The sequence below is a fragment of the Bradyrhizobium sp. 172 genome (genome assembly GCF_023101065.1).
In the GTDB taxonomy this organism is placed as follows: Bacteria; Pseudomonadota; Alphaproteobacteria; order Rhizobiales; family Xanthobacteraceae; genus Bradyrhizobium; species Bradyrhizobium canariense_D.
Map to the genome: position 1 here is coordinate 2170115 of NZ_CP064701.1, position 22107 is coordinate 2192221.

General features: G+C 64.5%; 22 protein-coding genes. 18 read left to right on the forward strand and 4 right to left on the reverse strand.

What is annotated here, in order from left to right; all coding sequences use genetic code 11:
• Positions 1 to 60 precede the first annotated feature (60 nt).
• Positions 61 to 966 (reverse strand): phosphoserine phosphatase SerB, encoded by a 906-nt coding sequence (gene serB, locus IVB07_RS10300; RefSeq protein WP_018454339.1) that lies wholly within the window; start codon positions 964 to 966, stop codon positions 61 to 63.
• An 11-nt stretch (positions 967 to 977) separates the two neighbouring features.
• Here serB and miaA point away from each other — a divergent pair, with 11 nt between their 5' ends.
• The 11 genes from miaA (at position 978) to IVB07_RS10355 (ending at position 12632) form a co-directional block, all read left to right on the forward strand.
• A complete protein-coding gene (gene miaA / locus IVB07_RS10305; RefSeq protein ID WP_018454340.1) occupies positions 978 to 1934 on the forward strand; it encodes a tRNA (adenosine(37)-N6)-dimethylallyltransferase MiaA in 957 nt (318 codons plus the stop codon).
• A gap of 330 nt (positions 1935 to 2264) precedes the next feature.
• Complete coding sequence (locus IVB07_RS10310) at positions 2265 to 4040, forward strand: acetolactate synthase 3 large subunit (RefSeq protein ID WP_018454341.1); 1776 nt, start codon at positions 2265 to 2267, stop codon at positions 4038 to 4040.
• 5 nt (positions 4041 to 4045) lie between these two features.
• Positions 4046 to 5029, forward strand: coding sequence for a threonine dehydratase (locus IVB07_RS10315; protein WP_026232715.1), 984 nt, complete (start codon positions 4046 to 4048; stop codon positions 5027 to 5029).
• Between the two features lie 23 nt (positions 5030 to 5052).
• On the forward strand, positions 5053 to 5595 hold the full coding sequence (gene ilvN / locus IVB07_RS10320) for an acetolactate synthase small subunit (protein WP_007613340.1): 543 nt from the start codon (positions 5053 to 5055) through the stop codon (positions 5593 to 5595).
• Between the two features lie 3 nt (positions 5596 to 5598).
• Entirely contained in the window at positions 5599 to 6288 is a 690-nt protein-coding gene (locus tag IVB07_RS10325) for a class I SAM-dependent methyltransferase (RefSeq protein ID WP_007613338.1), read from the forward strand.
• 69 nt (positions 6289 to 6357) lie between these two features.
• Positions 6358 to 7233 carry an EamA family transporter gene (locus IVB07_RS10330; protein WP_018454343.1) on the forward strand — a complete coding sequence of 292 codons (876 nt, stop codon included), beginning with the start codon at positions 6358 to 6360 and terminating at the stop codon, positions 7231 to 7233.
• 7 nt (positions 7234 to 7240) lie between these two features.
• Complete coding sequence (locus IVB07_RS10335; protein WP_018454344.1) at positions 7241 to 7843, forward strand: LysE family translocator; 603 nt, start codon at positions 7241 to 7243, stop codon at positions 7841 to 7843.
• A gap of 147 nt (positions 7844 to 7990) precedes the next feature.
• On the forward strand, positions 7991 to 9010 hold the full coding sequence (gene ilvC / locus IVB07_RS10340; protein ID WP_007600992.1) for a ketol-acid reductoisomerase: 1020 nt from the start codon (positions 7991 to 7993) through the stop codon (positions 9008 to 9010).
• 472 nt (positions 9011 to 9482) lie between these two features.
• Positions 9483 to 10334 carry an SDR family oxidoreductase gene (locus IVB07_RS10345; RefSeq protein WP_018454345.1) on the forward strand — a complete coding sequence of 284 codons (852 nt, stop codon included), beginning with the start codon at positions 9483 to 9485 and terminating at the stop codon, positions 10332 to 10334.
• A 62-nt stretch (positions 10335 to 10396) separates the two neighbouring features.
• Positions 10397 to 10687 (forward strand): DUF1330 domain-containing protein, encoded by a 291-nt coding sequence (locus IVB07_RS10350; protein WP_018454346.1) that lies wholly within the window; start codon positions 10397 to 10399, stop codon positions 10685 to 10687.
• 232 nt (positions 10688 to 10919) lie between these two features.
• Entirely contained in the window at positions 10920 to 12632 is a 1713-nt protein-coding gene (locus tag IVB07_RS10355; RefSeq protein ID WP_018454347.1) for a sulfatase-like hydrolase/transferase, read from the forward strand.
• A gap of 56 nt (positions 12633 to 12688) precedes the next feature.
• Here the strand turns inward: IVB07_RS10355 and IVB07_RS10360 are convergent, their stop codons facing one another.
• Together IVB07_RS10360 and IVB07_RS10365 are read right to left on the reverse strand one after the other, a co-directional pair.
• On the reverse strand, positions 12689 to 14248 hold the full coding sequence (locus IVB07_RS10360; protein WP_018454348.1) for a glycine betaine ABC transporter substrate-binding protein: 1560 nt from the start codon (positions 14246 to 14248) through the stop codon (positions 12689 to 12691).
• On the reverse strand, positions 14245 to 15027 hold the full coding sequence (locus IVB07_RS10365; protein WP_018454349.1) for an ABC transporter ATP-binding protein: 783 nt from the start codon (positions 15025 to 15027) through the stop codon (positions 14245 to 14247). Before IVB07_RS10365 ends, IVB07_RS10360 begins: the two co-directional genes overlap by 4 nt.
• 146 nt (positions 15028 to 15173) lie before the next feature.
• Here IVB07_RS10365 and IVB07_RS10370 point away from each other — a divergent pair, with 146 nt between their 5' ends.
• Together IVB07_RS10370 and IVB07_RS10375 are read left to right on the forward strand one after the other, a co-directional pair.
• Positions 15174 to 15992 carry an ABC transporter ATP-binding protein gene (locus IVB07_RS10370; RefSeq protein WP_026232716.1) on the forward strand — a complete coding sequence of 273 codons (819 nt, stop codon included), beginning with the start codon at positions 15174 to 15176 and terminating at the stop codon, positions 15990 to 15992.
• Complete coding sequence (locus tag IVB07_RS10375) at positions 15992 to 16777, forward strand: ABC transporter permease (protein ID WP_018454351.1); 786 nt, start codon at positions 15992 to 15994, stop codon at positions 16775 to 16777. Before IVB07_RS10370 ends, IVB07_RS10375 begins: the two co-directional genes overlap by 1 nt.
• A 45-nt stretch (positions 16778 to 16822) precedes the next feature.
• Here IVB07_RS10375 and IVB07_RS10380 read toward each other — a convergent pair whose 3' ends face one another.
• Positions 16823 to 17272: a cupin domain-containing protein gene (locus tag IVB07_RS10380; RefSeq protein ID WP_018454352.1), complete on the reverse strand. Its 450-nt coding sequence runs from the start codon at positions 17270 to 17272 to the stop codon at positions 16823 to 16825.
• A 138-nt stretch (positions 17273 to 17410) separates the two neighbouring features.
• Here IVB07_RS10380 and IVB07_RS10385 point away from each other — a divergent pair, with 138 nt between their 5' ends.
• The 5 genes from IVB07_RS10385 (at position 17411) to IVB07_RS10405 (ending at position 22094) form a co-directional block, all read left to right on the forward strand.
• The gene (locus IVB07_RS10385) at positions 17411 to 18436 is read left to right on the forward strand and encodes an ABC transporter substrate-binding protein (protein WP_018454353.1); all 1026 of its coding nucleotides are present in this window, start codon (positions 17411 to 17413) and stop codon (positions 18434 to 18436) included.
• Positions 18437 to 18465: 29 nt separating this feature from the next.
• Positions 18466 to 19170, forward strand: coding sequence for a hypothetical protein (locus IVB07_RS10390; protein ID WP_018454354.1), 705 nt, complete (start codon positions 18466 to 18468; stop codon positions 19168 to 19170).
• 95 nt (positions 19171 to 19265) lie between these two features.
• The gene (locus tag IVB07_RS10395; protein WP_247294813.1) at positions 19266 to 20588 is read left to right on the forward strand and encodes an ABC transporter substrate-binding protein; all 1323 of its coding nucleotides are present in this window, start codon (positions 19266 to 19268) and stop codon (positions 20586 to 20588) included.
• A 31-nt stretch (positions 20589 to 20619) separates the two neighbouring features.
• Positions 20620 to 21390 carry an ABC transporter ATP-binding protein gene (locus IVB07_RS10400; RefSeq protein WP_018454356.1) on the forward strand — a complete coding sequence of 257 codons (771 nt, stop codon included), beginning with the start codon at positions 20620 to 20622 and terminating at the stop codon, positions 21388 to 21390.
• Positions 21390 to 22094, forward strand: a complete 705-nt coding sequence (locus tag IVB07_RS10405; protein WP_018454357.1) for an ABC transporter ATP-binding protein — start codon at positions 21390 to 21392, stop codon at positions 22092 to 22094. Before IVB07_RS10400 ends, IVB07_RS10405 begins: the two co-directional genes overlap by 1 nt.
• The last annotated feature ends 13 nt before the right edge of the window (positions 22095 to 22107 follow it).

Here is a 22107-nt window from a genome sequence, read left to right on the forward strand (position 1 = left end):
CGGACGAGCGTAACGTGGATGCCCGGGACAAGCCCGGGCATGACGGCGGAGAGGAGGAGGCTACGCCTCCACGAACTCCTCGCGCCGATACCCCTGCGCGTACAGCAGCGCGGTGAGATCGCCATGATCGATCCGCGCCGCCGCAGCGGCGGCCACCGCGGGCTTGGCGTGATACGCCACGCCCAGCCCCGCCGCCTGGATCATCGCGAGATCATTGGCGCCGTCGCCGACCGCCAGCGAGTCGATGTCGTCGAGATCGAACGATTCCATCAGATCCACCAGCGTCGCGAGCTTTGCCGCGCGCCCCAAAATCGGCTCCTTCACCTCGCCAGTGAACTTGCCGTCGCGGACGACGAGCTCGTTGGCGCGGTTCTCCTGGAAACCGATCCTGGTGGCGACCGCGCTGGTGAAAAGCGTGAAGCCGCCGGAGACGAGGCAGGCATAGGCGCCATGGGCGCGCATGGTCGCGACCAGTTCGCGGCCACCCGGCGTCAGCGTAATGCGCTTGGCCAGCACCTCGTCGACGGCACTGGCGGGAAGGTCCTTGAGCAGCGCGACGCGCTCGCGCAGCGCCGGCTCGAACTCGATCTCGCCGCGCATCGCGCGCTCGGTGATGGCGGCCACATGGGCCTTCACCCCGACGAAATCGGCGAGCTCGTCGATGCATTCCTGACCGATCATGGTGGAATCCATGTCGGCGAGAAAAAGCTTCTTGCGCCGGAAGCCGACTGGCTGCACCACGATGTCGATGGGCAGGTCGCCGCGAAGCTCGCGGAGCCGCTGCTCGATGGCGTGACGGTCGCCTTCGAGGTTACTGTCGGCGCCGAACGGGATGTCGACTGCAACCCCGTCGAACAGCCAGTGCGCGGGAGCTGCCTGAGGCAGCACGGCGCGGGCGCCGTCGACGATGGTCGAGTCGAGCGCGGGATTATTCGGGTTGCAGATCAGCGTGGCAACGAGGGACATTTGAGGTTTTCGTGAGCGAGGGGCAAGTCGGCAGAAGGCATGTTGGCAAGGCGGTGCTTATCGCAGGCCCGACCGCCAGCGGCAAGTCGGCGCTGGCGCTCGAGCTTGCGCTCGCTGCGGGCGGGGTCGTGATCAATGCCGATTCCATGCAGGTCTACCGTGACCTCCGCATCATCACCGCGCGCCCCACCCTTGGCGACGAGGCGCAGGTGCCTCATCGCCTGTACGGCCATGTCGATGCGGCCGTGAATTTTTCAGCCGGTGCCTGGGTGGGCGACGCGGCCAAGGCGCTCGAAGCGGCGAAAGCCGAAGGGCGCCTGCCGATCTTCATCGGCGGCACCGGGCTCTATTTCAAGGCGCTCACGGCGGGCCTTTCCGTGGTGCCACCGATCCCTCTCGAGGTGCGCGAGGACGTCCGGGCGCGGCTGGAGCGGAACGGCGTCGAAGCGCTGCACGACGAACTCGCAGCCTCCGATCCGCGGGCGGCCGAGCGCTTGAACCGTCGCGATCGCACGCGCATTGCGCGCGCGCTCGAAGTGGTCGAAGCCACCGGCCGTTCGCTGCTGGACTGGCATCATGAGGGCCAGCCGCCGCTCTTGCCCAAGGACAGTTTTCGGGCGGTGTTCCTCGCGCCCGAGCGCGACGAGCTCTATGCGCGCATCGACGCCCGCTTCGACGCCATGTTGGGTGCCGGCGCGCTAGAGGAGGCGGTGCGTCTCGCCGCCCGAAACCTCGATCCGCTGCTGCCGGCGATGAAGGCTCATGGCGTGCCGGCGCTAATCCGGCATCTGCGCGGTGAGCTCAGCCTGGAGCAGGCGGCGACCATCGGCCGCGCCGACACCCGCCACTACGCCAAGCGGCAGTTCACCTGGTTCCGGCACCAATTGCCCGAATTCGAGTGGGTGAAGCCGGGGGAGATTCGGGGCTGGCTGGCGGCGATCGTGAACGCGGCGCGGGACCAAGGCTGACACGCTTTTGTGCCTCGGCTCCCGAATTTACCTCTCGCCCAACCCCGGGAACACCGCTACACTGCCAAAATCGCGCGGGAACGGCCGCATTGCCTTGACATCGGGGCGCTGGCCGCTATGTTTCGCGCAACCTTTGGGAAGCCGGGCACCTGCCATGCGTAACATTATTACCAAACTCCTTATCGCCGTCGTACCCAGGCACACCGCCGGGGGTGGCTAGCTGCCATCCACATGACAGGCGGTGTGCATGGGCCCTCTTCGGGGCCTTTTTTATTTCCGAAAACCCGACACGAACGAAGCCGCTGACAACAGCGCATCCGGAGCAAGCCAATGAGCGACAAGAGCCACGATCCGAACCAGATGACCGGCGCCGCGATGATCGTCCGCGCGCTCATCGATCATGGCGTGACCGACATTTTCGGCTACCCCGGCGGCGCGGTGCTCCCGATCTACGACGAGATCTTCCAGCAAAGCGAGGTCCAGCACATCCTGGTTCGGCATGAGCAGGGCGCGGGCCACGCCGCCGAGGGCTATGCGCGTTCGACCGGCAGGCCGGGCGTTGCACTGGTGACCTCCGGCCCCGGCGCCACCAACATGGTGACGCCGCTCACCGACGCGCTGATGGACTCGATCCCGCTGGTCTGCATCTCCGGCCAGGTGCCGACGCACCTGATCGGCAACGACGCGTTCCAGGAATGCGACACCGTCGGCATCACGCGCCCCTGCACCAAGCACAACTGGCTGGTGCGCGACGTCAACGATCTCGCAAAGGTGCTGCACGAGGCGTTTTACGTTGCGACCACGGGTCGGCCGGGCCCGGTGCTCGTCGACGTGCCCAAGGACGTGCAGTTCGCGACCGGCACCTATCATCCGCCGCGCAAATCCGACGTGCATCGCTCCTACGCGCCGCGCGTGAAGGGCGATGCGACGCAAATCCGCAAGGCCGTCGCGCTGCTCGCAGGCGCCAAGCGCCCCGTGATCTATAGCGGCGGCGGCGTGATCAATTCCGGTCCCGAGGCGACTAGGCTGCTGCGCGAGCTGGTCGAGGTCACCGGCTTTCCGATCACCTCCACCCTGATGGGCCTCGGCGCATATCCCGCCTCGGGCAAGAGCTGGCTCGGCATGCTCGGCATGCACGGCACCTATGAAGCCAACATGACCATGCATGATTGCGACGTCATGCTGTGCGTCGGCGCGCGCTTCGACGACCGCATCACCGGCCGCGTCGATGCGTTCTCGCCGGGGTCGAAGAAGATCCACATCGACATCGACCCGTCTTCGATCAACAAGAACATCCGCGTCGACGTGCCGATCATCGGCGACTGCGGCAACATCCTCGGCGACATTCTCCAGGTGTTCAAGGCGGAGGCGAAGAAGCCCGACATCAAGGCCTGGTGGCAGCAGATCGCGCAGTGGCGCGCCCGCAACTCGCTCTATTTCAGGAAGAGCAACGACGTCATCCTGCCGCAGCATGCGATCCAGAGCCTGTTCGAGGCGACGCGCGGCAAGGACACCTACATCACCACCGAGGTCGGTCAGCATCAGATGTGGGCCGCGCAGTTCTACGGCTTCGAGGAGCCGCATCGTTGGATGACCTCGGGCGGTCTCGGCACCATGGGCTACGGCCTGCCGGCCGCGGTTGGCGTGCAGGTTGCCCATCCCGACAGCCTCGTCATCGACATCGCGGGTGATGCCTCGGTGCAGATGACGATGCAGGAGATGTCGACGGCTGTGCAGTACGAGCTGCCGATCAAGATCTTCATCCTGAACAACCAGTACATGGGCATGGTGCGGCAGTGGCAGCAGCTGCTCCATGGCAACCGCCTGTCGCATTCCTATTCGGAGGCGATGCCGGACTTCGTCAAGCTCGCGGAAGCCTACGGCGGCGTCGGCCTCCAGGTGCACAAGCCCGGTGATCTCGACGGCGCCATCCAGGAGATGATCTCGGTCAAGCGCCCGGTGCTGTTCGACTGCCGCGTCGCGTCGCTGGAAAACTGTTTCCCGATGATCCCCTCCGGCAAGGCGCACAACGAGATGCTGTTGCCGGAGCAGGCCAACGACGAAGCCACCGCGAAGGCGTTCGCCGGCGGTAAGGCGCTGGTGTGAGCGTGATGTTCGACCTGAACGAGCTCGAACGCGCACATGCGATCGTGGGGCAGGCGGTGCCGGCAACGCCGGCGCACGCCTGGCCGCTGCTCGCCGAGCGGCTCGGCACGCAGGTCGTGGTCAAGCACGAGAATCACACGCCGACGGGCGCCTTCAAGGTGCGCGGCGGGTTGGTCTATCTCGATCGGCTGAAGCGCGAACGGCCGAACATTCCGGGCATCATCTCGGCGACGCGCGGCAATCATGGCCAGAGCCTCGCCTTTGCGGCGAGCCGCCATGGCGTAACTGCCGTGATCTATGTGCCGCGCGGCAATTCGGTCGAGAAGAACCGCGCGATGAAGGCGTTCGGCGCCGAACTCGTTGAGCACGGCGAGGACTTTCAGGCCGCACGCGAGGAAGCCGGACGCCACGCGCAGTTCGCCGGGCTGCACATGGTGCCGTCGTTCCATACGGACCTGGTGCTGGGCGTGGCGACCTATGCGCTCGAATTGTTCCGGGCCGCGCCCGATCTCGACATCCTCTATGTGCCGATCGGGCAAGGCTCGGGGATCTGCGGCTGTATCATGGCGCGCGATCTGCTCGGCCTGAAGACCGAGATCGTGGGCGTGCAGTCGACCGAGGCGCCGTCCTACGCGCTGTCGTTCGCGGCGGGTCAGGTGGTGACCACCGAGACCAGCAACACGCTCGCGGACGGCATGGCGACGCGGATTCCCGATCCGGAAGCGCTCGCGGTCATCCTCAAGGGCGCCTCGCGTATCGTCCAGGTGACGGACGATGAAATCGCGCTCGCGATCCATGCGCTCTGGACCGACACGCACAATCTCGCCGAAGGCGCCGGCGCCGCCGCGCTCGCCGCGGCGCTTCAGGACAAGACAGGATTGTCGGGCAAGCGCGTCGGTCTCGTGCTGTCCGGCGGCAATATCGATTTCGATCTGTTCCGCGGTTGGGTCGGGACGGATGCGCCGGTCGCTCATCAGGCGACGGCGTAACGACGAGAATGAAGGGGACGACAATGAACCAGCCCGCATCTGCCTATTTCATCGAGGAGCGCCACGACCCGAACGAGACGCATACGCTTTCGGTGCTCGTGCAGAACGAGCCCGGCGTGCTCGCGCGCGTCATCGGCCTGTTCTCGGGGCGCGGCTACAACATCGAGAGCCTCACGGTCTCGGAGACCGAGAGCCAGAAGCATCTCTCGCGCATCACTATCGTCACCACGGGTACGCCCATGGTGATCGAGCAGATAAAGCATCAGCTCGACCGCATGATCCCGGTCTATCGCGTCGTCGACATGACGCTGACCAAGCGCTCGATCGAGCGCGAGCTGGCGATGGTCAAGGTACGCGGGCAGGGCGAGCATCGCGTCGAGGCGCTGCGGCTGGCGGACGCGTTCCGCGCCCGCGTGATCGATGCCACCACCGAGAGCTTCGTGTTCGAGATCACAGGCAATACAGACAAGATCAATCAGTTTATCGACCTGATGCGTCCGCTTGGCCTTGTCGAAGTGTCGCGCACCGGTGTTGCCGCGATTGGTCGCGGGCCTGAGGGAATGTGAGCCATGCTGGCGCGCGACTGGTATTACAACGAGCGGAACCGGATGGGGATCGGGCCTGCAGTGGCCTCGATCTACGACAGTCATGACGATGCCGATCTACGGGCGCGCGCCGCGCTGAAAATGCTCGGCGTCCAGCGCGGCTGGCGCATTGCCGATATCGGTTGCGGCAACGGCGTGCTCGCGACCGAGGCGGCGCTGATGGGCGCCGAGGTCGATGCCATCGACATCTCGCCCGCGATGCTGGCGCTCGCCGAGATCTACGCGCGCGACCGCAAGGCGCCCGTGCGCACGCAGTCCGCCGGCCTGCTCAGCTTCGCCTACCGGCCGGAATCCTATGACCTGATCGTCAGCGAGTTCACGCTGCACCATCTGCCGGATTTCTGGAAGGCGGTAGCCATGTCGCGGATCTATCGCGCGCTCAAGCCCGGTGCCACTTTCTATTTGCGCGACATCGTCTACGCCTCGATGCCCGATGCCGTCGAGCGCGACGTTGACCAATGGGCCGACTTTGAGATCAAGAACCACGATGTCCCGCGTGAAAGCGTCGTCACCCACATGCGCGACGAGTATTCCACTTTCGGCTGGGTCATGGAGCGGATGCTGACCGACGTCGGCTTCACGCTGGTCTCGGCCGATTACCACGCCCCGATGCACGGCACCTATCTGCTGCGGAAACCCAATTCCTCCACGTAACGGCCGGCGAGCAAGGCTCGACCAGAACAACAAACAGGGCTGCACGACAGGGCAGAACCGGGAACGACAATGAAGCCGGCCGACATCCTCATCGCCATCCTGGTGGCGGTCATCTGGGGGCTTGCCTTCGTGGCGAGCCGGATCGCGCTCGACGAATTTTCGCCGGAGCTGATGACGGCGATGCGCTTCACCATTGCCGCGGTGCCGTGCCTATTCATCCGCAAGCCCAAAGTCGCCTGGTCGCTCCTGATCGCGATCAGCTTCACGCTCTTTCTCGGCCAATTTCTGAGCCAGGCCTATGGCATCGCCCATGGCGTGCCGGTGGGGCTGACCAGCGTCGTCGTGCAGAGCCAGGCGCTGTTCACGATCGGCTTTGCCGCGATCGCATTCGGTGAGCGGCCGACGCCGGTGCAGACGCTGGGCATCGTCATCGCAGCCATCGGCCTTTTGATGATCTGCGGCACGGTCGGCTATGATTTCAGCGTCGGTGCCTTCGCCGTGCTGATGATCGCGCCGGTCAGCTTTGCGGTCGGCAATGTCCTGCTGCGCGGCGCCCGCGGCGTGCCGATGTTCGATCTGTTCGCCTGGTTGTGCCTCGCCACCGCGGTGCCGCTGTTCGCGCTCACGCTGGTCGTCAACGGACCAACGCCGACCTGGCAGTCGCTGATCCACATGTCGCTCACCGGCCTCATTTGCCTGCTGTTGATCGGCGGCATCTCCACCAGCATCGCCTATTGGCTGTGGGGCCGGCTGCTACGTGACTATCCCCCTGCGCAAGTGGTGCCGTTCGCGCTGCTGGTGCCGTTCGTCGGCTCGGCTGCGTCCAGCATCGTGTTCGGCGAGCGGTTCGGCCCGCTGCGTCTCGCCGGCATGCTCACCGTGATCGGCGGTATCGCGGTGATGGTGCTCGCGAAGCGTCCGCAAGTCCTGCCGAAGACCGCGTGAGGTGACTATGGCCTATTCGCTCTTCTATGCCTTCCTCGCCTTTATGGTCGTGATGTATTTCACGCCCGGGCCGAACAACATCATGCTGCTGGCCTCGGGCCTGACCTACGGCTTTCGGCGCACCATCCCCCACATCGCCGGTATCGTCATCGGCTTTGCTTTCATGATCGCCGCCGTGGGTCTCGGGCTCGGCACAGTGTTTCTGGCCTATCCGATCCTTCAGACCATCCTGAAATACGCCGGCGCGGTCTATCTGATTTACCTTGCCGCCGTGATTGCTTTGTCCGGCCCGACCACGCCGGACGGCGAGACCGGCCGCGGCCCGATGACCTTCTGGGGCGCGGCGATGTTCCAGTGGATCAACGCCAAGGGCTGGGTGATCGTGATCGGCACAATCACCGCCTACGCGGCGATTGCCCGATTCCCCATCAATATCGCGATCCAGACCCTGGTCAGCCTACTCGTCGGCGCGGTCTCGACCGTGGTCTGGGTCCTGTTCGGCACTGCACTACGGCCGGTGCTGACCTCCGAGCGGCTGGTCCGCGCCTTCAACATCCTGATGGCGATCCTGCTGCTGGCGTCTCTCTACCCCGTCGTTATGGATGCATGATGCCTCAGCTTTCCATGCAGAAACGGGTTTCCCAGGGGGCCGAAAATGCTCTAGACAGCCCCCGAAATCCGCAAATTTCACCGTCCGAGACCTGACCGACAAGACCTGACCAACGGCCGATTCCGGCCCCTGAACGAGGAAACGACCATGCGTGTTTATTACGATCGCGACGCCGACCTGAACCTGATCAAGGGCAAGAAGGTCGTCATCGTCGGCTATGGCAGCCAGGGCCACGCCCATGCGCTGAACCTGAAGGATTCCGGCGTCAAGGACGTGGCGATTGCGCTCCGCAAGGGTTCGGCCTCGGCCAAGAAGGCGGAAGCTGCCGGCTTCAAGGTGATGGAAGTCGCCGAGGCCGCCAAATGGGCCGACCTGGTCATGATGCTGACCCCGGACGAGCTCCAGGGCGACATTTACCGCGAGCACCTGCACGACAACATGAAGAAGGGCGCCGCCCTCGTCTTCGCGCACGGTCTCAACGTCCACTTCAACCTGCTCGACCCGCGCGCCGATCTCGACGTTCTGATGATCGCGCCGAAGGGCCCCGGCCACACGGTGCGTTCGGAATACCAGCGTGGCGGCGGCGTGCCCTGCCTGATCGCGATCGCCAAGGACGTCTCGGGTAACGCCCACGACCTCGGCCTGTCCTACGCCTCCGCCGTCGGCGGCGGCCGTGCTGGCATCATCGAGACCACTTTCAAGGAAGAATGCGAGACCGACCTGTTCGGCGAGCAGGTCGTGCTCTGCGGCGGCCTGGTCGAGCTGATCAAGGGCGGCTACGAGACGCTGGTCGAAGCCGGCTACGCCCCGGAGATGGCCTATTTCGAGTGCCTGCACGAAGTGAAGCTGATCGTCGACCTGATCTATGAAGGCGGCATCGCCAACATGAACTACTCGATCTCCAACACCGCGGAGTACGGTGAGTACGTCACCGGCCCGCGCATCGTCACCGACGAGACCAAGAAGGAGATGAAGCGGGTTCTGAACGACATCCAGTCCGGCAAGTTCGCCCGCGACTGGATGCTCGAGAACAAGGTCAACCAGACCTCGTTCAAGGCGACCCGCGCCAAGCTCGCCGAGCACCCGATCGAGGAAGTCGGCGCCAAGCTGCGCGACATGATGCCCTGGATCAAGAAGGGCGCGCTGGTCGACAAGTCGAAGAACTAAGCGGCCGTTCGGATGCGGCGTATCGGTTGCGCCGCATCCGGACACGCGAGCGAAAACACAAGCTTCGCTCGCCAAACCAATTCTTAAATCTTCGCGATTATATTCGAGCGAGATCGCAACCAGCGGTCTCGCTCTTTTCGTCTCGCGCGAAGCATTGCTGCTTCATTCAAATTCTTCGCGAGCTGAAGTGCTCCCTGAGCATGAAGAACTGACGCTTAAACCACATTCTTGGTCTCGCGTTGTTTTCGGAATTTCTCAGAAGCTCCCGATCCTCAAAAGCCCAGCGTCTTCAGGGTCAAGGATTCGGCTCTTCATCCATACCTTCAGGATGCAATCAATCGCACGTCGCGAGGTTCGCACCTCGCCTTCAACTTAAGAACTGACACCCGCGGCGTCTCCTTGAGCGGTGGACGGCATTGCGCCCCGGCACCTTTCGCCTGCATGATCGCGGGAGCTCTTGGGGAGGAAGATCATGCGATCCGTCGTCGTCACCGGCGCGTCCACCGGCATCGGCTGGGCCATTGCGAAGTTTCTGATCGGGCGCGGCTATCGTGTTTTCGGTAGTGTCCGCAAGCAGGCCGATGCGGATCGGCTCATGGGTGAATTCGGTACGAACTTCACGGCGCTGCTGTTCGACGTCACCGACGAGGCGGCGGTCCTCGCGGCTGCGCGAAAAGTCCGCGAGGCGCTGGGCGGCGAGACGCTGGCCGGTCTCGTCAACAACGCCGGCGTCGCGGTCGCCGGTCCCGTGCTCGAATTGTCGGTCGACGACTTTCGCCGGCAGATGGAGATCAACGTCATCGGCCCGGTCATCGCGACGCAGGCCTTTGGGCCGCTGCTGGGCGCCGACCCGTCGCTGGAGGGACCGAAGGGCCGGATCGTGATGATCAGCTCGGTCGCGGGCAAGAACGGCAATCCGTTGTCGGCGCCTTACTGCACCTCCAAGCATGCCATCGAAGGTCTGTCGGAGAGCTTGCGCCGCGAATTGATGCTGTTTGGCATCGACGTCATTATCGTCGCACCCGGCGCCGTCAAGACGCCGATCTGGAGCAAGGCCGAGCAGATCGATCTTTCGGTCTACCAGAACTCGCCTTATCTGCCGGCGCTGAACAAGGTCATGGCGTTCATGATGAAGCTCGGCGAGACCGGGCTGCCGGCCGAGCGGATTGCCGAGGTCGTTTTCGAGGCGCTCACCGCCGAGAGGCCCAAGGTTCGCTACCAGATCACGCCGGACCGGATGCGGCATTTGATGACGGCCACGCTGCCCAAGCGTGTGGTCGACCGCATCATCGCCAAGCGGCTCGGGCTGCTGCCGCAGGGCTGAGCCTCCGAGGTGAGACCATTGCCGGACAGGTGATCAATTTCCGATCGTGGGAGCGTCTTGAGATGCCGGCTTATGTGATTTTCGACGTCGAGATCAGGGATTTGCAGCAGTACCAAAGCTTCATGTTGGGCGTGAAGCCCGCCCTGGAGGCCGCTGGAGCTCGATATCTGGCGCGAGGGGGCGCCCACAAGGTCTACGAGGGAGACTGGCAGCCCCGCAGGATCGTTCTGCTGGAATTCCCATCCGTCGCAGCCTGGGAGGCATTTTACACAGGCGCGACCTACCAGGGTCTCAAAGCGGTCCGGGACGCTTGCAGTTCTGCCCGCCTGGTCAGCGTCGAAGGCCTCGACTAGACGGCAAGTCGGTTCTGCACTGCGGGATTTGCCCTAGGGACGAATTGGGCCCGGAGACCGATCGGCTTCCGCTAACATTAAGCGAAGGTCGGACCGCGACACGCGTTGCTTGTCCGTGACCGTTCAATTACAGTTTTATGACACGGTGCAGGCCTTCCGGCTGCGCCGAACGCCGCAGGCCCGGTCAGCCGGCTCGGCATCACCGTGCCGGACCAGCAGTTGCGTGTCGTCGATGGCGTCCGCGCCCAATCCAGGTCCTTCTGCCACGACCGCCGTGCTGGCAAGCGTCGCTGCGCTCGGCATCTGGCGGCTGCTCGCGGTTGCAGCGCCGCATCTCGCGGCGCTCGTCCTGATGTACGAGACCGAGACGGATTTCGGCGCACGGCTCTCCTTCGTGCTGGCCTGGGGCATCCTCAACTTCTTCTGGATCGCGCTGCTGCGGCGGCCGGCGCTCTCGGGTGCGCTGTCGCTGACTATGGTCGTGGTGCTGGTGCTGCTGTCACGGCTGAAGCACGACGTCGTGCAGATGACGGCCAACTTCATCGACCTGATGATGATCGACCGCGACACGGTGGCGTTCCTGTTCACGATCTTCCCGAATTTGCGCTGGTCGGTGATCGGGGCCGGCCTGGTCACGCTGCCGCTGATGTATGCGCTGTGGTGGCTCGACCCATTCCGCATCCGTAGGCTACCGGCGCTCGCCTCGATGCTCGCCTGCCTCGCCGCGCTGGTCGGCTATTCGCTCCACCATCCGGACGAGGCTTGGCGCGGCTATTACGACGACGGCTATCTCTCGAAGTTCTTCCGCTCCGGCGTCAGCGCGGTCTCCGACTTCGCGCAATACGGCTTCATGGAGTCGGCCGCTTCGACCAACGAACGGCTCAACATGCCGCTGGTCGATGCCTGCCATCCTGCCGGCCGGCGGCCGAACATCATCATGGTCCATGATGAATCGAGCTTCGACATCCGCGCCGCGCAGGGCATCAAGGTGCCGGCCGGCTACGGCAGCCATTTCAAATCCTGGGACGGCAAGGAGCGCGCGTTCCTGGCCGAGAGCAATGGCGGGCCGAGCTGGTTCACCGAATACAACGTGCTCGCGGGGTTGTCGTCGCGCTCGTTCGGCCGCTTCGCCTATTTCGTGACGCGCATTGCAACAGGCCGTGTCGAGCGCGGCCTGCCGCTGGCGCTGCGCCGCTGCGGCTACGACACGATGTCGCTGTACCCCGCCTATGGCGGCTTCATGGCCGCGCGCAGCTTTCAGGTGACGACCGGCATCGAACGCTTTCTCGACTCCAAGGATCTCGGCGCCAAGGATGTCGAGCCGGATAGCTTCTTCTACGACAAGGCGCTCCGGCTGATGGGCGAGCGGACGCCGAACAAGCCGCTGTTCACCTTCATCTATCTCGGCGCCAATCATTTCCCCTGGGAGACGCGCTTCCGCCCGGATCTGCTGCCGAACTGGCGCGCACCGGGCAATGTGCCGTCCATCGACGAGTACCTGCGGCGGCAGGCGATGAGCGCCGAGCAGTACAACGCTTTCCTCGCGGGCTTGAAGAAGAAATTTCCCGGCGAACCCTTCCTGATCGTGCGCTACGGCGATCATCAGCCGGAATTCGCGCCCGGTATCCTCGAGCCCGGGCTCGACGAGGGCGCTCTCGGCAAGAAGCTCGACGCCTACGACGCACGTCTCTACGCGACTTACTACGCGATCGACGCCGTCAATTTCGAGCCGGTGAAAAGCGAGGCCGTGATGGACACGGTCGACGGCCCGTATCTGCCGCTGGTTATCCAGGAAGCCGCCGGCATCCCGCTCGATCCGTCCTTCGCCGAGCAGAAGGAGATCATGCTCCGCTGCAAGGGCATATTCTACGGATGCAAGGACGGGGCCGAAGCGCGCCGGCTTAACCGGCTGCTGATCGATGCGGGGATGATCAGGGGGCTGTAGCGTCTCTCCAACGTCGTCCTGGCGAAGGCCAGGACGACATCGAACGAATGGCGCGGCTACCGCCCACCCACCTTCTCCCACAGCCATTTCGCCACTGCATCCGGCGACGAATTCGCGTCATTGCCGGCGGCGCGCAAATTAGCTTCGCGCATGGTCGCGATGTCGATCTTGCCGAGCAGCGGCTTCACCGCGGCCCGCAGCCGTTCGTCGCCGGCGCGCTTTGGGGCCAGCAGCAGGATCGCATCGTAGGGCGGGATCGCGTGCCTGGGATCGTCGAGCGCAACGAGATCGTATTTTGCGATCAACCCGTCGCTGGTGTAGCCGGCGATGACATCGACCTCGCCGCTGGCGACGGCCGCATACATGAAGTCCGGCTGCATCTGGCGCTGGGCGCGGAACGAGAGGCCATAGGCCTTTTGCAGCGCCGCCCATTCGGGTCGCGAGAAAAACTCATAGTCGCCGGCGATCGACAGGGTCGAAGCATGCGCGGCGAGATCGGCGATGGTGCGGATGCCAAGCGCCTCGGCGCGCTTCTTCGGGATCACCAGCGCATAGGCGTTCTCGAAACCGAGCTCGCCGAGCAGGGTGATGTTCTCCTTCGCAAGCGTTGTCTGCAGCTCCGCCAACAGCTCCGCGCGCGGCTTGATGTCCGTGCGGTGAAGCTGATTGGCCCAGAGCGTGCCGGAATAATCGACGTAGAGATCGATATCGCCGGCTTTCAACGCCTCGAAGATCACGCTTGAGCCGAGACCGGAGCGTGCGACGGCGGCGAGACCGGCGGCCTGAAGCCGGTCCCGCATCAGCGCCGACAGCACATACTGCTCGGCGAACGTCTTGGCGCCGACGACATAGTTCTGTGACGAGCGCCCCATCGTCGGCACCAATGTTGCGGCGACCAGTGCCGCGATCCCGGCCGCGCCAAGCGCCGCACGCACGCGGCTGCGCCAGCGCAGGCCGCTCTCGACCAGGCCGAGCAGTTGATCGACGGCGAGCGCCAGCAGGGCCGAGGCAAAGCAGCCGAACAGCACGAACACCCAGTTCTGGGTCTGGAGCCCGGCAAAGATGTAATTGCCGAGGCTGGTCTGCCCGATCGGGGTCGACAGCGTCGCGGTGCCGATCACCCACACCGCGGCGGTGCGGATCCCCGCCATCATGACCGGCAGCGCCAGCGGCAGTTCGACCATCACCAGCGACTGCCGCGCGGTCATTCCGACGCCTTTGGCAGCCTCTATCAGCGCGGGATCGATGCCGTTGAGGCCGGTGATGCCATTGCGCAGCACCGGCAGCATCGAATAGAGCGCCAGCGCCAGCATCGCCGGCAGGAAGCCGAAAGCGGAGAAGGAGACGCCGAACCAGGCCAGCGCCACGGAGGCCGCGAGCAGCAGGAGCGGATAGAACAGCGCGAGCAGCGCAAGCCCGGGCACCGTCTGCACGATGCTGGCGAGCGCGAGCAGCACAGCGCGCGGCGTGGGACGGTTGCGCGTCAGAATCGCCAGCGGCAGGCTGACGATCAGGCCGAGCGCAAGCGCGGCGAGACTCACCCGCACGTGGTTGCCGAGATAGTCGGGCAAATGCGCCAGCGCTTCGCCCCAACGCGGATCCGTGAAAAGGCTCATGCCGCCCCGCCCTTTAGCAGCAGCGCGTTCAATCGCTCGACCTGGCGTCGCGGCGTCCGCAGCAGCTCCAGCACGTAGGCGTCGCTGCTTTTCGAGAGCTCCACTGGCGTGCCCTGCGCCAGCAGCTTCCCGCTGCGCATCACCGCGATGCGGTCGGCGAGCAGGATCGCTTCCGTCATGTCGTGGGTGATCATCACGGTGGTCAGGCCGAGCTTGCGGTGCAGCTCGCGAAAATCGTCGCCGAGCGCATCGCGGGTAAGGGGATCGAGCGCGCCGAATGGCTCATCCATCAGCACGATGCGGGGCCTTGCCGCAAGCGCCCGCGCCACGCCGACACGCTGGCGCTGGCCGCCCGAGAGCGCATCCGGCAACCGCCCGCGATGGGCGGCCCGGTCGAGCTGCACGAGCTCGAGCAACTCATCGACCCGTGTTGCGATATCCGCTGCCGAGACGCCGAGCAGCTTCGGCGTGATCCCGATATTGTCGGCGACGCTCAGATGCGGGAACAGTCCGCCGCTCTGGAAAACGTAGCCGATGCGGCGCCGCAGCGCGACCGGATCGACGGATTGCACGTCGTCGCCCTCGACCGTGATCGTGCCCCCATCCGCCTCGATCAGGCGGTTGGCGAGCCGCAGCAGCGTCGTCTTGCCCGAACCCGAGCCGCCGACGACGGCTACAAATTCGCCTTCGGCGATGTCGAGTGACACATCGTCCACGGCCTTGAGCGCGCCGAAGCTCTTGGTGACGTGGGCATAGCCAATCATCGGCCTGGACGGCATCGGGCGGGGCTCACTGCGCTGACCCGCCCCAGGGAAGGGAGGGGGAAGGGAGGGGATGACAAGGCCCATGCGTAGCACGCTTGGCGGCTTGATTGAACTTGGTCGCGCGAGCGGCTAAGGCATCGGGCCAAGTTCGGAGGAAGCATATGATAACGCCTACGGCAGTGGCGCTGGAAGATGCCAAGGTCGCGTTCCAGTTGGGGGACGGGCGGGTCTATACGGCGGTGGAGAAGGCGCATCTGACGGTGGCGCAGGGCGAGTTCGTCGCCATCGTCGGCCCGACCGGCTGCGGGAAATCAACACTGCTCAACGTCGCGGCCGGGCTGCTGAAGCCGGCTGCGGGGAGCGTCAGGATATTCGACCAGCCACTTGCCGGGCTGAACCGGGACGCCGGCTACCTGTTCCAGGCCGATGCGCTGTTCCCCTGGAAGACCGCGCTCGACAACGTCGCGATCGGGCTCGAAGTCAGCGGCACGCCGCGCAGCGAGGCACTGCCGCGGGCGCAGAAATGGCTGACCTCGGTCGGCTTGGGTGCCTTCGCCAACCGCTATCCGCACATGCTCTCGGGCGGCCAGCGCAAGCGCGTGGCGCTGGCGCAGGTGCTGATCCGCGATCCAAAGATCCTGCTGATGGATGAGCCGTTCGGACCGCTGGATGCACAGACCCGGCAGGTGATGGGCAACCTGTTGCTCGACCTCTGGAACGCTGACCGCAAGGCCGTGCTGTTCGTCACCCATGATCTGGAAGAGGCGATCGCGCTCGCCGACCGCGTCGTGATCATGTCGGCGGGGCCGTCCTCCCGCATCATCGGCGACTGGCGCGTGAGCCTGCCGCGCCCGCGCGACATTTTCGAAGTGCGGCTGGACAAGGAATTCCATGCGCTTCATCGCGAGATCTGGAGCGTGCTCAAGGACGAGGTCATGAAGGGCTATGCGCAGTCCACGCAAGCGGCGGAGGCGGTCTGATGTCGCGCGTCACGCTGCTTACGCTGCAAGTGCTGGTCGCGGTGGTCTGCCTCGCGCTGTGGCAATTGCTGTCGACCGTGCCCGTGTTCGGCAAGATCCTGCTGCCGCCGTTCTTCTTCTCCAATCCGGTCGATGTCTTCGCCCAGATCGTCAAATGGTTCTCGTCCGGTGTGATCTGGAAGCATCTCGGCATCACGCTGACGGAATCGATCCTGGCCTTCGTGATCGGATCGGCCGGCGGTGTGCTGATCGGCTTCTGGTTCGCGCGCCAGCCGCTGGTCGCCGCGGTGTTCGATCCCTACGTCAAGATGGTCAACGCTCTGCCGCGTGTGGTGCTGGCGCCGATCTTCGCGCTGTGGCTTGGGCTGGGCATCTGGTCCAAGGTCGCGCTCGGCGTGACGCTGGTGTTCTTCATCGTGTTCTTCAACGTCTATCAGGGCGTCAAGGAGGTCAGCCGCACCGTGCTGGACAACGGCCGCATGCTCGGCATGAGCGAGCGGCAGCTGATGCAGCACGTCTATTGGCCTTCGGCGCTGTCGTGGATGTTCTCCTCGCTGCACACGTCGGTCGGTTTTGCCGTGGTCGGTGCCGTCGTCGGCGAGTATCTGGGATCGGCGGCGGGGCTCGGCTACCTCATTCAGCAGGCCGAGGGCATATTCGACGTCGCCGGCGTCTTCGCCGGCATGTTCGTGCTGTCGGCCTTCGTCATCCTGATCGATTTTGGCGTGACATTGGTGGAGCGGAGACTGCTGGTCTGGCGCCCGACCGTGGACGGGCGTGGCTAAGCCGCGAGGGGCCCGCGCACCGCGCGAGCCCCGGATCGCGAAAGCTCAATCCAGCAGCTTGGTGTCATCGGGGGCCTGCGGCGGCGTCTTGATCGCGATCGCCTTGACCTGTCCGCTGATCGGCTTGGTGCCGCCATGCGGCGTCCCCTTCGGGATGATGACGAGGTCGCCCGGCTTCACCGTGACCTCCTTGTCGCCGAACCAGATCGTGCCGGTGCCCTCTAAGATGTACTGGATCTCGTTGGTGTTGGGATGCATGTGCTTGGGCACATTGCCGACCTGGATCGAGATGGTGGCGCCATCGGCGCTTGCGAACGTCTTGGAGCGGTAGCCGACGGCGTTGGCATTCCCGAGCGCGTCGCCCTCCATCTCGCCGGTGTGGATGATCTGCGGAGGGATGTTCTCCGCGGCCAGCGCCGGCCGCAGCAGGTGGGTTGCGCCGCATCCGGCGGCAAAAGCGGTGGCGATCGACAGTCCGATTGCAAGGCGATTCATGGATGATCCTCCCCATCAAGAATTGTTCTTGTGGGCTTCATGCTATTGCGCCGAAAGGCCGATGGCCAGCGCCTTCGGTCCTGCTTCTCAAGCCAGCCCGGCTGCTTTATGGTGCCGCCAGCCGAACGGAGGAAACCAATGAAGAACACGATAGCCAGGCTCGCGGGCGCGCTGCTCGCGCTGACGCTCACCACCGGTCTTGCCGCGGCGCAAAGCAAGGTCACGATCGCGATCGGCGGCGGCTCCTGTTTGTGCTATTTGCCGACGGTGCTGGCAAAGCAGCTCGGCGAATACGACAAGGCGGGTCTCGACGTTGAGCTCGTGGACCTCAAGGGCGGCTCGGACGCGCTCAAGGCCGTGCTCGGCGGCAGCGCCGACGTGGTCTCCGGCTATTTCGACCATTGCGTCAACCTCGCGGCCAAGAAGCAGGAGCTTCAGGCCTTCGTGGTCTATGACCGTTATCCCGGCCTCGTGCTGGTGGTTTCGCCGTCGCACACCAACGAGATCAAGTCGATCAAGGACCTCGCCGGCAAGAAGGTCGGCGTCAGCGCGCCCGGCTCCTCCACTGACTTCTTCCTGAAGTATATGCTGAAGAAGAATGGCGTCGATCCCGCCAGCACCGCCGTGATCGGCGTTGGCCTCGGCGCCACTGCGGTCGCCGCCATGGAGCAGGGCCAGATCGATGCGGCCGTGATGCTCGATCCCTCCGTGACCGTGCTCCAGGGCAGCCACAAGGATCTGCGCATCCTCTCGGACACCCGCACGCAAAAGGATACACTTGAGACGTTCGGCGGCGAATATCCGGGCGGCGCGCTGTACTCGACCGCGGCCTGGGTCGCCGGCCACGAGAAGGAGACGCAGGCGCTGACCAACGCGATCCTGGGCACGCTCGCCTGGATCCACTCGCACTCGCCCGAGGAGATCATGGCGAAGATGCCGGAGGAGACGGTTGGCAAGAACAAGGACCTCTATCTCGCGGCACTGAAGAACACGATCCCAATGTTCTCCGAGACCGGCAAGATGGACCCGAAGGGCGCCGACGCCGTGCTCGCGGTGTTCAGCGTTGGATCGCCCGAGGTCGCCAACGCCAAGATCGACGTCAGCAAGACCTTCACCAACAAGTATGTCGAGCAGGCCAAGAAGACCACGGGAAGCGTCAAATAACTGACGCGAAGGTGTGGTCATCAGGCGTCATGACGTCACCAATCATTCATCGGGTCACGACGCTTGAACTTGCCGTGCGGCCGATCGTCTGGGCGTTCGCGGAGGAGCGGCGCGCCGAGATCGCCACGCATTTCGCCGAGAAGCAGCGCGAGCGGCCAAAGATCTGGAACGGTCGCGTCCTGCTCGGGCGTGATGCAACGTTCGCCGACGGGCATCTTTCTGCGACCTATTTCGAGACCGATTTCGCGAGCTTCCTCGCCTGGCGCGATTGGGGTTTTCCCGACAAGGCCGTGTTCAACGGTTTTGGCATGGGCGCGTTGCGCGCCTCCGACGGCGCCTTCGTCATGGGTGAGATGGCGCAGCACACCGCCAATGCGGGCCGGATTTATTTCCCGTCCGGTACGCCCGATCTCGAAGACGTCAGGGGCCACACGCTGGACATTCCCGGCAGCGTGATCCGCGAACTCGAGGAAGAGACCGGCCTGACCGCCGCCGACTATCGGGTCGAGCCGGACTGGCACTGCGTCGTCACCGGCCCGACGATTGCGATGTTGCAAATCGTCAACCTGGACATGCCGGGTGATGTGGCGCGTGCGCGGATCGAAGCCAATCTGGCGGACGAGGCCGAGCCAGAGCTCTCGGCCATTCATCTCGTGCGCGGGGTGAGCGATCTCACGCCGTCCATGCCGCGATTTGTCACGGCCTTCGTCGAGCAGCAGTTCGCGTTGCGCTGATGCGCGAGGCTTGACATCGCTGCGCTCAGCCCATGTGATGGGCGAAAATATAAAACCAAAAAGAATGCAATGCACAATCGTCCAGGGAGGTTTTGATGCGCGTGCGCATGGCTGCCCGTTTGGTACGTGGGCTGTTGGTCGCGGTATCGGCGACAGGCTTGGCGCTGTCCGCCCAGGCCCAGGATCAAGGCAAAGAGAAGAAGATCAAGATCGGCGTCGTTTTCGATCTGACCGGGCCTCTCGCCGGCGGTGGCTCTGAACTCGGCTATATCGGCGCAAAGATCATTCTCGACCATTTCGCCAAGACCGGCGTCGAGGGTTACAAGATCGAAGCGGTCTATGCCGATGCGCAAAGCAAGCCCGACATCGCGATCAACGAATCCGTCCGCCTGCTCGAGCAGGAAAAGGTCGACATGGTGCTCGGCTTCTTCTCCTCGGCGCAATGTGTGCCGGTCGCGGCCCGCGTCGAGCAGCTCAAGAAGTTCATGTGGATGACGACTTGCATCTCGTCGGCCGTGTTCAACGAGAAGGGTTACAAATACGTCTTCCGCCCGCAGGCGAGCGGCGACCAGTTCGGCATGATGACCATGGATTTCATCGCGCAGAATGCCAAGGCGAAGTTCGACAAGGAGCCGAAGGATCTGCGCGTCGCCATCATTCACGAAGACGGCGCCTATGGCGTCGACGTGTCCAGGGGCAACGAGGCCGGCGCGAAGAAGGCGGGATTCAACGTCGTGATGAAGGAGGGTTATTCAGCCACCGCGCCTGACCTCTCCGCGCTGGTGACCAAGCTGAAGCGCGCCAAGCCTGATGTCATTTTCCACACTGGCTACAACCCTGATATCACGCTGTTGCTGCGTCAGGCGCGCGAGCAGGGGCTGAAGTTCGGCGCGCTGATGGGGCACGGCGCGGGTTACGGCGTCTATGAAAAACTGAAGGAAGGCATGGGAGCCGATGCCACCTACATCTTCAACACAGACCCGATCTCGATCTGGCTTGCCAACCAGAAGACCATGGATCCCAAGCTCCCGCCTGTGATCAAGATGGTTGGCGAGGAATTCGACAAGATCCGGCCCGGCGTCGCGATCCGCTCGGCGCATGTCGGCATCGGTGCGTCCAACACCTATGTGTTCATGAATGACGTGCTGCCGCGCGCGATCAAGAAGTATGGCGGGGTCGATCCGGATGCGCTGCGCAAGGCTGCCCTCGATACTGATATTCCCGAAGGGGGCACCATGCTCGGCTTCGGCGTGAAGTTTTACGGCGAGGGCACGCCGATGGCCGGGCAGAACGAGCGCTCGTTCCCGGTCGTGATCCAGTACATCGACGACAAGTCCTCCGTGGTGTGGCCCAAGAGTCAGGCGCAGCGCGAGGCTGTGCTGCCGCTGCCGAAGGGCACCACCTACAGCAATCAGTAGCGCAAATGCGCGCAGAGAGGAGAGCGGGACGGTGCTGGAAGTCAGCGGGCTGGTGAAGCGGTTTGGTGGCTTCACCGCCGTCAACAATGTGTCGTTCAAAGTCGATCAGGGCGAGATCCTCGGCCTGATCGGCCCCAACGGCTCGGGCAAGAGCACGATCTTCAATATGCTCTCGGGTACACTGGCGCCGACGTCCGGTTCGATCCTGTTCGACGGCTCCGAGATCGCGGGCCTTCCGCCGCACCGGATCATCAACAGCGGCATCGGCCGCACCTTCCAGATCCCGCGACCATTCCGCCGCCTGACGATCTTCGAGAACGTCGCGCTCGCCGGATTCTATGGCCAGGGCCGCCACAGCCGTGCCAGGGCCGAGGAGGCGGCCGAGCGCTCGCTGGCGATGGTCGGCTTGCCGACCGATCGCCATGCCAGCGTCGACGGCCTCGGCGCAGCCGGCCTGAAAAAGCTCGAACTGGCGAAAGCACTCGCCACCGCGCCCAAACTTCTGCTGGCCGATGAGAGCCTCGGCGGCCTCGACGAGGCCGAGATGGGGCAGGCGGCTAACATGCTCCGCAACATCCGCGACGAGCTCGGCATTACCATCATCTGGGTCGAGCACATCATGGGCGTGCTGATGCGCGTCGTCGATCGCGTCATGGTGCTCGATCACGGCGAGAAGATCTCGGAAGGTTTGCCGAGTGCCGTTGCCGGCGATCCCCGTGTCATCGAGGTCTATCTCGGCACCGATGCCGAGACCACGCAGGCTGCTGCCGCCGCAGCGCGCCGCCGCGCGGGGGTGCAGTGATGTTGGAGCTCCGCGGCGTCAATGCCGGCTATGGTACCTTCCAGGCACTGTTCGACGTCGATCTCGACGTGAGGGCGGGTGAGGCCGTCGGCGTCATCGGTCCCAACGGGGCCGGCAAGACCACCCTGATGCGCGTCATCTCCGGCCTGATCCGCCCCTCGCGTGGGGCGATCAGAATGGAAGCCGTCGACGTCGTGGCCACGCCGCCGCACAAGATCGTCAGCCTCGGGATCGCGCATGTGCCGGAGAACCGGCGGCTGTTTCCGCAGCTCTCGGTCGACGACAATCTCAAGATGGGCGCCTTCATGCAGGAGGCGCGCGGCCACTATGCCGAGCGGCTGGACGTGGTGTTCGAGCTGTTTCCGCGCCTGAAGGAGCGCCGCCACCAGATGGCGGGCACCATGTCCGGCGGCGAGCAGCAGATGTGCGCGATCGGCCGCGCGCTGATGTCGAATCCAAAGCTGCTGCTGCTCGACGAGCCGTCGGCGGGGCTCGCGCCGGTCGTGGTGCAGCAGGTGTTCGAGCTGGTGAAGCGGATCCGCGCCAGCGGGCTGACCGTGCTGATCGTCGAGCAGAATGTGCAGCAGGTGCTGAAAGTGGTCGATCGCGCCTATCTGATCGAGGCGGGTACGATCAGGTCCTCAGGCACCTCGGCCGAGATGCTGGCGAGCGACACGGTCAAGGAAGCGTATCTCGGGGTGTGAGGTTCATGCAGGC

Excerpts from the sequence above, each read along its gene's own strand:
- IVB07_RS10375 (WP_018454351.1), top strand. The coding sequence starts at position 15,992 with ATGTCGCGCGTCACGCTGCTTACGCTGCAAGTGCTGGTCGCGGTGGTC.
- ilvN (WP_007613340.1), top strand. The coding sequence starts at position 5,053 with ATGAACCAGCCCGCATCTGCCTATTTCATCGAGGAGCGCCACGACCCG.
- IVB07_RS10385 (WP_018454353.1), top strand. The coding sequence starts at position 17,411 with ATGAAGAACACGATAGCCAGGCTCGCGGGCGCGCTGCTCGCGCTGACG.
- IVB07_RS10325 (WP_007613338.1), top strand. The coding sequence starts at position 5,599 with ATGCTGGCGCGCGACTGGTATTACAACGAGCGGAACCGGATGGGGATC.
- IVB07_RS10360 (WP_018454348.1), bottom strand. The coding sequence starts at position 14,248 with ATGAGCCTTTTCACGGATCCGCGTTGGGGCGAAGCGCTGGCGCATTTG.
- IVB07_RS10370 (WP_026232716.1), top strand. The coding sequence starts at position 15,174 with ATGATAACGCCTACGGCAGTGGCGCTGGAAGATGCCAAGGTCGCGTTC.
- IVB07_RS10390 (WP_018454354.1), top strand. The coding sequence starts at position 18,466 with ATGACGTCACCAATCATTCATCGGGTCACGACGCTTGAACTTGCCGTG.
- IVB07_RS10380 (WP_018454352.1), bottom strand. The coding sequence starts at position 17,272 with ATGAATCGCCTTGCAATCGGACTGTCGATCGCCACCGCTTTTGCCGCC.
- IVB07_RS10365 (WP_018454349.1), bottom strand. The coding sequence starts at position 15,027 with ATGCCGTCCAGGCCGATGATTGGCTATGCCCACGTCACCAAGAGCTTC.
- IVB07_RS10345 (WP_018454345.1), top strand. The coding sequence starts at position 9,483 with ATGCGATCCGTCGTCGTCACCGGCGCGTCCACCGGCATCGGCTGGGCC.
- ilvC (WP_007600992.1), top strand. The coding sequence starts at position 7,991 with ATGCGTGTTTATTACGATCGCGACGCCGACCTGAACCTGATCAAGGGC.
- IVB07_RS10405 (WP_018454357.1), top strand. The coding sequence starts at position 21,390 with ATGTTGGAGCTCCGCGGCGTCAATGCCGGCTATGGTACCTTCCAGGCA.
- IVB07_RS10315 (WP_026232715.1), top strand. The coding sequence starts at position 4,046 with ATGTTCGACCTGAACGAGCTCGAACGCGCACATGCGATCGTGGGGCAG.
- IVB07_RS10330 (WP_018454343.1), top strand. The coding sequence starts at position 6,358 with ATGAAGCCGGCCGACATCCTCATCGCCATCCTGGTGGCGGTCATCTGG.
- IVB07_RS10355 (WP_018454347.1), top strand. The coding sequence starts at position 10,920 with ATGGCGTCCGCGCCCAATCCAGGTCCTTCTGCCACGACCGCCGTGCTG.
- IVB07_RS10395 (WP_247294813.1), top strand. The coding sequence starts at position 19,266 with ATGCGCGTGCGCATGGCTGCCCGTTTGGTACGTGGGCTGTTGGTCGCG.
- IVB07_RS10335 (WP_018454344.1), top strand. The coding sequence starts at position 7,241 with ATGGCCTATTCGCTCTTCTATGCCTTCCTCGCCTTTATGGTCGTGATG.
- IVB07_RS10350 (WP_018454346.1), top strand. The coding sequence starts at position 10,397 with ATGCCGGCTTATGTGATTTTCGACGTCGAGATCAGGGATTTGCAGCAG.
- IVB07_RS10310 (WP_018454341.1), top strand. The coding sequence starts at position 2,265 with ATGAGCGACAAGAGCCACGATCCGAACCAGATGACCGGCGCCGCGATG.
- serB (WP_018454339.1), bottom strand. The coding sequence starts at position 966 with ATGTCCCTCGTTGCCACGCTGATCTGCAACCCGAATAATCCCGCGCTC.